Annotated in this window: 10 protein-coding genes, 1 tRNA gene and 1 pseudogene; 9 read left to right on the top strand and 3 right to left on the bottom strand. The window is 71.0% G+C overall.

The genetic code is table 11. The annotated features are described in order from the left end of the window. The first annotated feature begins 126 nt into the window (after window positions 1-126). From OHA05_RS16510 to OHA05_RS16530, 5 genes are all read left to right on the top strand, one after another. Window positions 127-1,335 carry a sensor histidine kinase gene (locus tag OHA05_RS16510; RefSeq protein WP_328861028.1) on the top strand — a complete coding sequence of 403 codons (1,209 nt, stop codon included), beginning with the start codon at window positions 127-129 and terminating at the stop codon, window positions 1,333-1,335. A gap of 166 nt (window positions 1,336-1,501) precedes the next feature. Next, on the top strand, window positions 1,502-2,125 hold the full coding sequence (locus OHA05_RS16515) for a response regulator transcription factor (RefSeq protein WP_313945598.1): 624 nt from the start codon (window positions 1,502-1,504) through the stop codon (window positions 2,123-2,125). Between the two features lie 143 nt (window positions 2,126-2,268). Beyond that, window positions 2,269-2,766 (top strand): hypothetical protein, encoded by a 498-nt coding sequence (locus tag OHA05_RS16520; RefSeq protein WP_313945597.1) that lies wholly within the window; start codon window positions 2,269-2,271, stop codon window positions 2,764-2,766. 103 nt (window positions 2,767-2,869) lie between these two features. Further along, window positions 2,870-4,048 (top strand): FAD-dependent oxidoreductase, encoded by a 1,179-nt coding sequence (locus OHA05_RS16525; RefSeq protein WP_328861029.1) that lies wholly within the window; start codon window positions 2,870-2,872, stop codon window positions 4,046-4,048. A 91-nt stretch (window positions 4,049-4,139) separates the two neighbouring features. Further along, complete coding sequence (locus OHA05_RS16530; RefSeq protein ID WP_328861030.1) at window positions 4,140-5,195, top strand: zinc-binding dehydrogenase; 1,056 nt, start codon at window positions 4,140-4,142, stop codon at window positions 5,193-5,195. Window positions 5,196-5,213: 18 nt separating this feature from the next. Here the strand turns inward: OHA05_RS16530 and OHA05_RS16535 are convergent, their stop codons facing one another. Next, window positions 5,214-5,684: a GNAT family N-acetyltransferase gene (locus tag OHA05_RS16535; protein ID WP_328861031.1), complete on the bottom strand. Its 471-nt coding sequence runs from the start codon at window positions 5,682-5,684 to the stop codon at window positions 5,214-5,216. Window positions 5,685-5,824: 140 nt separating this feature from the next. After that, window positions 5,825-6,738, bottom strand: a pseudogene (locus OHA05_RS16540) (aminoglycoside phosphotransferase family protein). A gap of 125 nt (window positions 6,739-6,863) precedes the next feature. Here OHA05_RS16540 and OHA05_RS16545 point away from each other — a divergent pair. After that, complete coding sequence (locus OHA05_RS16545; protein WP_328861032.1) at window positions 6,864-8,261, top strand: NAD(P)/FAD-dependent oxidoreductase; 1,398 nt, start codon at window positions 6,864-6,866, stop codon at window positions 8,259-8,261. Between the two features lie 78 nt (window positions 8,262-8,339). On the opposite strand, the gene OHA05_RS16550 is transcribed toward OHA05_RS16545, so the two are convergent. After that, window positions 8,340-8,412, bottom strand: a tRNA-Thr gene (locus OHA05_RS16550). Between the two features lie 152 nt (window positions 8,413-8,564). On the opposite strand from OHA05_RS16550, the gene OHA05_RS16555 reads away from it, so the two are divergent. The 3 genes from OHA05_RS16555 (at window position 8,565) to OHA05_RS16565 (ending at window position 12,053) form a co-directional block, all read left to right on the top strand. After that, window positions 8,565-9,965 carry an RNA-guided endonuclease InsQ/TnpB family protein gene (locus OHA05_RS16555; RefSeq protein ID WP_328861033.1) on the top strand — a complete coding sequence of 467 codons (1,401 nt, stop codon included), beginning with the start codon at window positions 8,565-8,567 and terminating at the stop codon, window positions 9,963-9,965. A gap of 330 nt (window positions 9,966-10,295) precedes the next feature. Then, a complete protein-coding gene (locus OHA05_RS16560) occupies window positions 10,296-11,432 on the top strand; it encodes an ABC transporter ATP-binding protein (RefSeq protein WP_313945590.1) in 1,137 nt (378 codons plus the stop codon). A 198-nt stretch (window positions 11,433-11,630) separates the two neighbouring features. Beyond that, window positions 11,631-12,053 carry a hypothetical protein gene (locus OHA05_RS16565; protein ID WP_313945589.1) on the top strand — a complete coding sequence of 141 codons (423 nt, stop codon included), beginning with the start codon at window positions 11,631-11,633 and terminating at the stop codon, window positions 12,051-12,053. Window positions 12,054-12,062: the final 9 nt, after the last annotated feature.

Below are 12,062 nucleotides of genomic sequence, written 5' to 3' on the forward strand. Positions count from 1 at the left end.
TGGTGAACGCAGGCATGATGGATGACGGCCGGGTCAGCCGAACGGTCGATGCGGGGACGGTCCCGCCGGGTCACGATGCGAAGCAGGACGAGCCGGCCCACGAGGAGATCCCCGGGAGACAAGACGATGTCGCACGCACCGCCCGCCGCCGGACGGGCCCCCGACAGCGGGCCTGCCGACAGCCGGGCCTCCGGCGCCGGGGACGACCACAGCGGCCGGGACGCGGACGACCGATGGCTGGCGACGGTGATGAACACCGCCTTCCTCGCCCTCCTCGCCGGATCGCTGCTGCGCTATCTCCTCAAGCACCCCGACAGCCCGCGGCTGCCGTGGGTCGTCGGACTCGGCATCACCCTCGCCGTACTCCAGCTCGCCGGCCACCGGCTGATCGCCCGGCGCCCCGGGCGGCCCGCGCTCGTCCTGCTCGGCGCGATCGTCACCTGCTGGGTCGTCATCGTGCTGCTCGCCCCCAGCTTCGCCTGGTGCGCCGTCCCTCTGATCTACACCGTCCTGCGGACCCTGCCCACCCGCGCGGCCGTCGCGCTCGTCGGCGTGCTGTGCGCGCTGGTGATGATCGCCGAGTGGCGGATCTCCGACGACGTCGACCCGAACCTCTTCCTCGTACCACCGGCCGTCACCGTCCTGGCCACCGCCGTCTTCCTCCATATGCGGCGCCAGGCCGAACGCCTGGCCGCCACCGAACGCCGCGAAGGCACGCTCGCCGAACGCGAGCGGCTGTCCATGGAGATCCACGACACCCTCGCGCAGAGCCTGTCGAGCCAGCAGATGCTCCTCCAGGCCGCGGAACGCACCTGGGACAGCGATCCGACGACCGCCCGCGGTCACGTCCGTACCGCCGAGTCGATCGCGGAACGCAGCCTCGCCGAGGCCCGGCGCTTCGTGCACGACCTCGCACCCGCCGACCTGGCCGAGGGCGGCGGACTCGCCGAGGCGCTGCGCACCCTGGCCCTGCGCGAGTCCACCGACACGCTGCGGGTCCGCCTCCATGTCGACGGAACCCCCGTGCCGCTGCCCGACCGGGTGCAGTCGGCGCTGCTGCGGATCGCCCAGGGCGCGCTGGCGAACGTGACCGAGCACGCGGGCGCCTCCACGGCGACGCTCACCCTCAGCCACCTGGACGACCAGGTGGTGCTGGACATCGCGGACGACGGCCACGGCTTCGCCCCGCCGACCGACGCGCCCTCCGGGGGACGCGGGCACGGCCTGGCGGCGATGCGCGCCCGCGTGCGCCAGCTGGGCGGCACCCTGACGATCGAATCGGCACCGGGCGAGGGCACGGTGGTGTCCGCGGCGATCCCGCTGGAGGACCGATGACCGCGGTACTCCGCGAAGGCGAGCTGTACGGCACGGCCGGACGGCGCGCGCTTCACCGGGGCGCGCCCACGGCCCCCCGCACGCCCACCCCGGGAGCGCCCATAACCCCCCGCACGCCCACCCCGGGAGCGCCCATGACCGCCGCCCGCTTCGAAGGGAAGCGCCCATGACCGCCGTACGGATCCTCCTCTGCGACGACCACGCCGTCGTACGCGCCGGGCTGCTCGCCCTCCTCGCCAGCGAACCCGACATCGAGGTCGTCGGCGAAGCGGGCAGCGGCGAGGAAGCCGTCGCCGCTGCCGCGAAGCTCCGGCCCGACGTCGTCCTCATGGACCTCCAGCTGGGCCCCGGCATCGACGGTGTGGAAGCCACCCGGCGGATCGCCGCACCCGGTGTCCACGTCCTGGTCCTCACCACGTACGACACCGACGCCGACATCACCCGGGCCATCGAGGCCGGCGCGACGGGCTACCTCCTCAAGGCCGAGCGGCCCGAAGAACTCTTCTCGGCGATCCACGCCGCCGCCCAGGGCCGCACCGCCCTCTCCGCCCCGGTCGCCGGCCGCGTCATGGACCGTATGCGCGGCACCGGCCGGCCGACGCTGACCGACCGCGAGCGGGACATCCTCGGCCAGCTCGCACGCGGCCTCGCCAACCGCGACATCGCCCGCGCGCTGTTCATCAGCGAAGCGACCGTGAAGACCCACCTGGGCCGTATCTACGCCAAGCTCGACGTGGACACCCGGGCCGGAGCGGTCGCCGTGGCCAAGGAGCAGCGCCTGCTGCCGTAAGCCGTCACACGGGCCGTGGCCCCACGGCGGCCATACCTGCGGCCCCACCGCGGCCGCCCACCCGCGGGGTCCCCCGCGCCCGCCGGGCCGCCTCCCCCGGCCGCCCGGAACCGCGTAGCCCATCACCGTGACACCATCGAGCCGTGCTCGACATCGGCTACTCCCTCTCCCGGCGCTTCCCGGACCCCCCGCAGACCGACTACCGCCGCGCGGACGTCCAGGCCCTGCGCCACGACCTCTTCAGCGGCGACGTCTATCTCGCCGACACCAAAGAGGACCGCGAGCTGTCCACAGCCTGGGGATGGGTGCCCGTACTCGACTTCGCCTGGGCCCTGTGCGACATCGTCGAGCGCATCGACCGCGACCCGCTCGGCAGCCGCGCCGCCAAACCCCAGCACGCCGAACTGGACTTCACCGAATCCGCCGACCGGATGCTCTTCCGGCGGCGGTTCGGCTGGGTCGACGTCGAGGCCGACTGGATGCCCCGCGACGAGCCTCCCCTCACCTTCGGCCACGGCGAGCTGCGCCGCGAAGCCCGCGACTTCCTCCACGACCTGATCGCCGACCTCGCCGACATGCACGAAGGCCTCGCGGACAACCCCGTGATCTGGGACCTCCAGGCGCGCTTCCCGCGCACCTGACCCTCCCGTCACCCCGGTCCCGCGCCGGGACCCGGCACCGATGTCACACATCGGCCTCCCCGATCCGTCCCCTTCCCGAGAACGCCCCACGGGAAGGACAGCCATGCACGAGATCACCGTCATCGGTGGCGGCTTCGCCGGGCTCACCGCGGCCGTCGCCGCCGCCGAGTCCGGCGCCAAAGTGACCCTGTACGAGGCCCACCACACCCTCGGCGGCCGCGCCCGCACCGCCGAAGGCCCGTACCGGACCAACGACGGACCTCACGCCCTCTACCGCCGCGGCCCCCACTGGACCTGGCTCCAGCAGCGCGGCCTCCTCGGCCCGGTGGCCACCCCGCCGCTGCGCGAAAGTGCCCGGCTCCGCTTCCGCCGCGGCGGCGTCCTGCGCAGGACCCCACCCCTCGCCCTGCTGCGACTGGCCCTGACCACACCCGGACAGGCCCCGGTGGACAGCGACTTCCTCACCTGGGCGAGCAGCCGGGTCGGCGAGGAGGGCGCCCGCGCCGCAGCCCACTGGATGGGCGTAGCCCTCTTCCACCACGACCCCGGATCGCTCTCCGCCGCCTTCGTCCAGGAGCGGCTGCGACGGTCCACCTCCCTGCCGCCCGAAGCCCACTACCCGCGCGGAGGCTGGGGCCGGCTCATCGAGCGCATGGCCGCCCGCGCCTGGGACCTCGGCGTACGCATCGAGACCACCTCCCGCGTCGACGCCCTCCCCGAACGCAGGGGCCCGGTGATCGTCGCGACCTCGCTCGACGCGGCCCGCCGCCTCCTCGGCGACAGCACCCTGGAGGGCCCGAGCGGCCGCACCGTCCTGATCGACCTCGCGCTGCGCGCCCGCAGAGGCGACCCGTTCGTCGTCTCCGACCTCGACGCCCCCGGCTGGCTGGAACGCTTCACCGCCTCGGACCGCTCCCTCGCCCCCGCCGGGCAGTCCCTCATCCAGGGCCAGCTGCCCATCGCCCCCGACCAGTCCAAGGCCGACGGCATCGCCCACGCCGAAGCCCTCCTCGACCTCGGCTTCCCCGGCTGGCGCGAGCGGACCCAGTGGCGGCGCGAAGGACTCGCAAGCGGTCGTACCGGCGCCGTCGACCTGCCCGGCACCACCTGGCGCGACCGTCCGGGAATCGACCGCGGCAACGGCATCTATCTGGCGGGCGACCAGGTCGCCGCACCCGGACTGCTCTCCGAGGTGTCGTTCAACAGCGGGCTCGAAGCCGCGTCGCTCGCACTCCTCGCCACCAAGCGCACCACCGATTCGCTTGACCTCAAGCGGACTTGAGGTCGGAGGGTGGGGCCACGAACGGATCCGGGCCCCCGCGGCCCGGGTCCGCACGCGACCCGACCCGGCACGCGACACAGGGGAGCCCGCCATGCACGCCATCCGCCTCCACACCTTCGGACCGCCCGAGAACCTCCACTACGAAGAGACCGAGGACCCCGTACCCGGCCCCGGCCAGGTCCGCATCGCCGTCGCCGCCGCCGGCGTACACCTCCTCGACGCCGCCCTGCGCGAAGGCTCCCTCGGCCCCCACCCCGCCGCCGCGGAACTCCCCGCCGTCCCCGGCCGCGAGGTCGCCGGCGTCGTCGACGCACTCGGCGAGGGCGCCGACCCGAGCTGGCTCGGCAGACGCGTCGTCGCCCACCTCGGCCTGATCCAGGGGGCACCTCCCGGACGAAGCTCCGTGGGCGGCTACGCCGAACTCACCGTCACCGACACCGCCCGGCTCCACGAGATCCCCGACAGCCTCGACCCCGCCGAAGCCGTCGCCATGATCGGAACCGGACGCACCGCGCTCGGCATCCTCCAGTTCACCGACCTCGGCCCCGACGACATCGTCGTCGTCCCCGCCGCCGCCGGCGGCATCGGCACCCTGCTCGTCCAGTACGCCAAGAACGCCGGCGCCCATGTCATCGGCCTCGCCGGCGGCCCCGCCAAGGTCACCCGCGTCACCGCCAACGGCGCCGACCTCGCCGTCGACTACACCCGGCCCGACTGGCCCGGCGTCGTCCGCGAACACCTCGGCGACCGCCGCGCCACCGTCGTCTACGACTCCGTCGGAGGCGACACCGCCCGCGCCGCCGTCGACCTCCTCGGCAAGGGCGGCCGCCACATCGTCTTCGGCTGGTCCAGCCAGGGCATCTCCGACAGCAGCCCGCTGACCTTCACCGACGAGGAACTCGCCGAACGCGGCATCACCTCCGAGGGAGTCCTCGGCCCCGTCATGCTGGAGAAGGCCGGCGGCGACATCCGCACCCTCGAAACCCGCGCACTGGCCGAAGCCGCCGCAGGACGACTCCGCCCCGCCGTGACCCGCTACCCGCTCGAGCGGGCAGCCGACGCCCACCGCGCGCTGGAGACCCGCGGCACCGTCGGCAAGGTCGTCCTCGAACCCCGCACGCGGCGCACCCCCGGCGCCAAGCCGTAAACCGCGCGCCCAGCTCGCCTATGAACCAAGCGACTTGAGCGCCTCGCCGGTCAGCCGGTACACCGTCCACTCGTCCTGCGGCCTCGCACCGAGTGCCTCGTAGAAGCTGATCGACGGGGCGTTCCAGTCCAGCACCGACCACTCGAAGCGCTCATAACCCCGCTCCCCACAGATCCGCGCCAGCTCCGTCAGCAACGCCTTCCCGTACCCGCCACCACGCCGGTCCGGACGGACGAACAGATCCTCCAGATACAGCCCCTGCACCCCGGTCCACGTCGAGAAGTTGAGGAACCACAGCGCGAACCCCACCACCTCGCCCCCATCCGTCTCCGCGATGTGCGCATACGCCCCCGGGCGCTCGCCGAACAGCGCCGCGTGCAACTGCTCCGGCGTCGCCCGCGCCTCCTGCGGAGCCTTCTCGTACTCCGCCAGCTCACGGATCATGGCAAGGATCTCTGGCACATCAGCAGGTGTGGCTTCACGAATCATGTGATCAGCGTGCACGCCCGACCACGCGCCACGCCAGCCGATTCCCGCGCGCCCATCCGCCCCCGGCGCCAGTGCCCCTGCACGGCCCGCGCCCCTGCGGCGCGCACCCCCGCAGCCCGCACCGCCCCGGCGGCCCGCCCTCAACGCGCCAACAGCGCCCGCGCGATGGACATCTGCGACTCCTGGAGCCCTTCCTCCCCGTCCTCCAGATCCCACAGGCTGTTCTGCAACACCCGCCCCAGCGTCCACGCCTTCGCGCGCTCCCGGTCCAGACCCAGCGCCTCCGTCAGCAGATCGAAACGCCACAGCGTCTCCGCCGGATCGAAACGGTTGTCGAGCGCCGGCATCAGATCGAACCCCGGATCCCCCGCCAGCGGCTTCGGGTCGATGGCCAGCCACGGCTCCCGCGCGCCCGCCATGACGTTGTCGTAATGCAGATCCCAGTGCAGCAGCCGGTCCCCCGGCTCACCCGCCACCTCCCGCACCGCCGCCGCACAGTCCGCCAGCAACCGGCGCTCCCCCACGTCCCCCAGCAACCTCAGCGCGACCGGCACATCCGCCAGCATCCGCTCAGCGATGTCCCCCAGCCGCCGCAACCCCGGCGGCGCCGCCACCGACGTCAAACGCACCAGCAGCTCCGCCAGCACGCGCACCGCCTCCCGCGCATCCTCGACGGCCGACAGATGCACCCACGAACCGGCCACGTCCCCCGCCCGCGCCGCACCCCCGAGCCGCTCCAGCAGCATCGTGCCCGTCACCGGATCATGGTCCAACAGCCGCACCGCCCCGGCCCCGTCCCACACACGCAACGCGACCGGCTCCCCCACGCTCTCCTCGTCGAGCGCCTGAAGCTTCAGCACAGCCCGCGAACCGTCCCGCCGCACCACCGGAAGCACCAGCGCGCACCAGCCGTGCATCGCAGCACCCGACCGCGTCAGCTCCCACCGCTCCAAAACTCCGCCGCCCGCTCCGGCAGCGCCGCGATGAACTCCCGCCCGGCCTCACCGCCGTACGTGAACTGCGTCGCCGCAAGCTCCTCCGGAACCTCGATCATGCCGCGATCCTACGGACACCCCACCCGCCCCACCCGGCAATTTCCCCGGCCCCAGGTCTCCCCCACACCGGCCGGCCGGTAGCCTCCCCGCACAACACAGGCACACTCGCCGGAGCAGGGACAACATGAGCACCAGCACCGTCAACGGCGGCATCTCGTTCTGGTACGCCCAGGAAGGCCTCCCCGTACCGAGGGAACCCCTGCCCGGCGACACCACCGCCGACATCTGCATCGTCGGCGGCGGCTACACCGGCCTGTGGACGGCCTACTACCTCAAGAAAGCCGTCCCCTTCCTCAACATCACCGTCCTCGAAGCCAAGTTCTGCGGCTACGGCGCCTCCGGACGCAACGGCGGATGGCTCTACAACGGCATCGCCGGCCGCGGCCGCTACGCCCGACTCCACGGCCACGACGCCGCCGTACGCCTCCAGCAGGCCATGAACGACACCGTCGACGAAGTCGTCCGCACCGCCGCCGAAGAGAACATCGACGCCGACATCCACCAGGGCGGCGTCCTCGAAGTCGCCTACACCCCCGCCCAGCTCGAACGCCTCAAGACGTTCCACGCCGTCGAGATCGCCTTCGGCGAAAAGGACCGCGCCCTCCTCGGCGCCCGCGAGACCGCCGACCGCGTCCGCGTCGCCGGAGCCGTCGCCTCCAGCTGGACACCCCACGGCGCCCGGCTCCACCCCGTCAAACTCGTCAAAGGCCTCGCCGACACCGTCGCGGCACTCGGCGTCACCATCCACGAGTCCACGCCCGTCACCGAGATCAGGCCCAAACACGCCGTCACGCCCTACGGCACCGTCCGCGCCCCCTACATCCTGCGCTGCACCGAAGGCTTCACCGCGGGCCTCAAGGGCCAGCGCCGCGCCTGGCTCCCGATGAACTCCTCCATGATCGCCACGGAGCCGCTCCCCCAGTCCGTCTGGGACACCCTCGGCTGGGACGGCCGCGAAGCCCTCGGCGACATGGCCCACGCGTACATGTACGCCCAGCGCACCGCCGACAACCGCATCGCCCTCGGCGGCCGCGGCATCCCCTACCGCTACGGCTCCCGCACCGACAACGACGGCCGCACCCAGCCCGCCACCGTCCAGGCCCTGCGCGACATCCTCGTCCGCTTCTTCCCCACCACGGCGGGCGTCCGCATCGACCACGCCTGGTCGGGCGTCCTCGGCGTCCCCCGCGACTGGTGCGCCACCGTCACCCTGGACCGCTCCACCGGCCTCGGCTGGGCGGGCGGCTACGTCGGCTCGGGCGTCGCCACGACGAACCTCGCGGCGCGCACCCTGCGCGACCTGATCCAACAGGACTCGGGCCAGTCCGGCCCCACGGACCTCACGACGCTCCCCTGGGTCAACCACAAGGTCCGCAAATGGGAACCGGAGCCGCTGCGCTGGCTCGGAGTCCAGGCGATGTACGCGGCCTACCGCGGCGCGGACCGCCGCGAATCGACGGGCCGCACGACGGCGACGGACCGGGTGGCGACACTGGCGGACAAGGTGTCGGGGCGCGGCTAAAGCGGGGACGGGCGCCGGAAAGGCCCGGAACGCACCAGTGCCCCGGACCGATGCGGTCCGGGGCACTGACGTGGTCTGAGCCGCCTGTCGGAATCGAACCGACGACCTGGAGCTTACAAGGCAACCGCTCTGCCAACTGAGCTAAGGCGGCATTGCGCGTGCTCAGGGCCGCGCGAAGGCGTGACCACTCTACACAGCGGCCGAACCCGTCGGCCAAGAAGATTCGACCTTCGTAACCACTCGCCCAACCGTTCGTTGAACGGACTGGTGTGCCGTTCTGAAGATCGGACCGGGGGTGGGGTCATGGCGGATTCACCGGAGAAGCCGATGCGCGTCGCCGGCGCTGATGCCGAGCGCGTGAAGCGCGAGGCGCTCGGCATCAGCGGCCGCCGAAAGCATCACGGCCGTGCGGCAGAACCGCTGAAGGGCCGGGCAAAGCAGCCGGGGACACAACAGCGTGTCTATCGCTACCGGTTCTACCCGACGCCGGAACAAGCCGCTCAGCTGGAGCGGACCTTCGGCGCCTGCCGGTGGGTCTACAACGAAGCACTCGCCCTCCGTACCGTTGCCTGGGAGAAGCACCGGGTGTCCGTCGGTTTCGCCGAGACGTGCCGGGCACTGACCGGGTGGCGAAGGGCTGTGGAGACGTCGTGGCTGCAGGATGTCTCGTCGACGGTGCTGCAGCAGGCGCTGCGGCACCTGGACGGCGCGTTCGCCCGGTTCTTCAAGAACTCAGCCAAGCACCCGAAGCAGAAGACGAAGCGCCGGTCCCGCAACTCGGCAACCTATGTCCGCACCGGCTTTCGCTGGATCGAGGATACGGAGCGCCCCGGGACCGGCGTGATCACGTTGGCCAAACAGACAGTTCCGCTGGACGTGCGCTGGTCCCGCCCGCTGCCCGGCGGGGAAGTTCCGCTGAAGCTGACGGTGACGCGGGACAGAGCCGGACGGTATTTCGTGGCGGTGCTGACAGAGGAGCGGATCGTTCCTCTCCCGCCGGTGTTCCTGCCCGGCGGCCGGGAACCGAAGGCCGTCGGCCTCGATCTCGGCCTGGCGAGCCTGGTGACACTGGACGACGGTACGAAGCTCGATCACCCACGGCTGCTGAAGAAGTACGCAACGGAGTTGGCTCACCACCAGAAGGAGCTTCACCGCAGAAAGAAGGGATCCCGGAACCGCAACAAGGCCAGACTGAAGATCGCCAGGCTCTACGCCCTCATCAGCGATGTGCGCAGGGACATGCTCGACCAGCTCACCACCCGCCTCGTGCGCGAGAACCAAGTGCTCGTGGTGGAGGACCTGCCCGTCGCCAACCTCCTGCGGCCTGCCGTCGGCAAGGGCCGGCAACGGAAGGCAAGACTGAATCAGGCGATCAAGGATGCCGCCTGGGGCGAACTGCTGCGGCAACTGCGCTACAAGTGCGCTTGGTACGGACGGACTCTGGTGATCGTCGACCGATTCTTCCCGTCCACCCGTCGCTGCTCGTCCTGCCACACCAAGGGGCCGCGTCTGGACGTCTCCGTTCGGGAATGGACCTGCACGAACTGCGGTGCGGTGCATGATCGTGACAGAAACGCGGCCGTGAATCTCCGGGACGAAGGAATGCGGCTGTACTGGCTGGTCGCCGCCGCGTTGCCCCCGGGGAGAGTGGCACCACCGGTGATCAAGGCATCGGAACTGCCGGAGATTCTCCTCACCTCCTAGAGACGAGCCGGCAATGTGCGTCACGGACCGACGGGCCGTCGGCCGGAATGCCCGTGGAGCTCCCATAAGACCGGCCAGGTGCGGCCTCGACGGCCGTGCCGGGTCGGCAATGAGTGTTGAAGCAGGAAGCTCGCCCGCGTGGGTGGGCACGGTCAAAAGTGGGTTGCTCTGCCACCCAACCTCCTCACCCCCGAATATTCCCTCCCCCTCCCCTACTGACAGAACACACATCGCCAGGTAGCGTCACGGCAAGTCCGCTCAACTGGACTACACCACTCCCTTACAACGGATCGTCCGGCACGTTCCTGCCGGTGAAGGAGCAGCCTCACCATGGCCACTGTCACGTTCGACAAGGCGACCCGGATCTACCCGGGTACCGAGAAGCCCGCCGTCGATCAGCTCGAGATCGAGACCCAGGACGGGGAGTTCCTCGTCCTCGTCGGTCCCTCCGGCTGCGGCAAGTCCACCTCCCTGCGCATGCTCGCCGGGCTCGAGGACGTCAACGCCGGGTCCATCCGGATCGGTGACCGCGACGTCACGCACCTGCCGCCCAAGGACCGGGACATCGCCATGGTGTTCCAGAACTACGCGCTGTACCCGCACATGACCGTCGCCGACAACATGGGCTTCGCGCTCAAGATCGCCGGCGTCAACAAGTCCACCATCCGCCAGAAGGTCGAGGAAGCCGCGAAGATCCTCGACCTCAGCGAGTACCTGGACCGTAAGCCGAAGGCGCTCTCGGGTGGTCAGCGGCAGCGTGTGGCGATGGGGCGGGCCATCGTGCGGGAGCCGCAGGTCTTCCTCATGGACGAGCCGCTGTCGAACCTCGACGCCAAGCTCCGTGTGTCGACGCGTACGCAGATCGCGAGCCTTCAGCGCCGTCTGGGGATCACGACCGTGTACGTCACGCACGACCAGGTCGAGGCCATGACGATGGGCGACCGGGTCGCGGTCCTCAAGGACGGTCTGCTCCAGCAGGTCGACTCGCCGCGCAACATGTACGACCGGCCGGCGAACCTCTTCGTCGCCGGCTTCATCGGTTCGCCGGCGATGAACCTCGTCGAGGTTCCGATCACCGACGGCGGTGTGAAGTTCGGCAACAGTGTCGTCCCGGTCTCCCGTGAGGCGCTGACCGCCGCCGCGGACCGCGGCGACACGACGGTCACCGTCGGTGTCCGCCCGGAGCACTTCGACGTCGTCGAGCACAACGGCGCCGCGGCGAAGTCGCTGTCGAAGGACACCGAGGACGCGCCCGCGGGTCTCGCGGTCTCCGTGAACGTCGTGGAGGAGCTGGGCGCCGACGGTTACGTCTACGGCTCGGCCCAGGTCGGCGGCGAGCACAAGGACCTCGTGGTCCGCGTCGGTGGCCGTGCCGTGCCGGAGAAGGGCGCGGAGCTGCACGTCGTGCCGCGTCCGGGTGAGATCCACGTCTTCGCGACCTCGTCGGGCGAGCGTCTGAGCAACTGACGCTCCGGCGTCGCGCGCAACTCGCCGAAACGGCCCCGCAGTTCTTGCGGGGCCGTTTTTGCGTGTCGACAAATAACCCAACACTTCGGGCATTTCACCATCACTCGTCAACACCTGATTCGAAAAGCTTCGTCGAACCATCCCCCGGGCGAGTGACTAAATGTCGCCAAATCATCACTGACCGCTACGCTCGCTCGCGTGACCCACACAGCACGCCGAATCGGCCGCACTCTCGCTCTCGTTCTGCCCGTCGTCCTGGTGCTCTCCGGAACCCTCGCGGTCACCAGCGTGCCGTGGGCCGGGCATTCCGGCGAGTCGCAGATGCTCACCGCCTCTTCCCAGAACGTCTCCGTCCGCGCCACGTCACGCGCGCCGCAGGATGTTCTCCGTGACCGGCTCCTCGCCGAGCTCCAGGAGAAGGACCCCAGCGTCGCCCTGACCCATCTCCAGCGTGAGGTGGAGGAGCGTCCGTCCCTCGCCAAGCACTGCATGTCGATCGCGAAGGCTCTCGGCCGCGCGGCCGTGGACCGGTTCGGGCCGACTCGCGCCCAGACGTACTCGCAGCCCGTCTGCGACACCTCCTTCGCCACCGGCGTCGCCCAGCAGACGCAGGGGAGCTGACCGGCCGGC

The organism is Streptomyces sp. NBC_00306 (genome assembly GCF_036169555.1).
GTDB classification, from domain to species: domain Bacteria; phylum Actinomycetota; class Actinomycetes; order Streptomycetales; family Streptomycetaceae; genus Streptomyces; species Streptomyces achmelvichensis.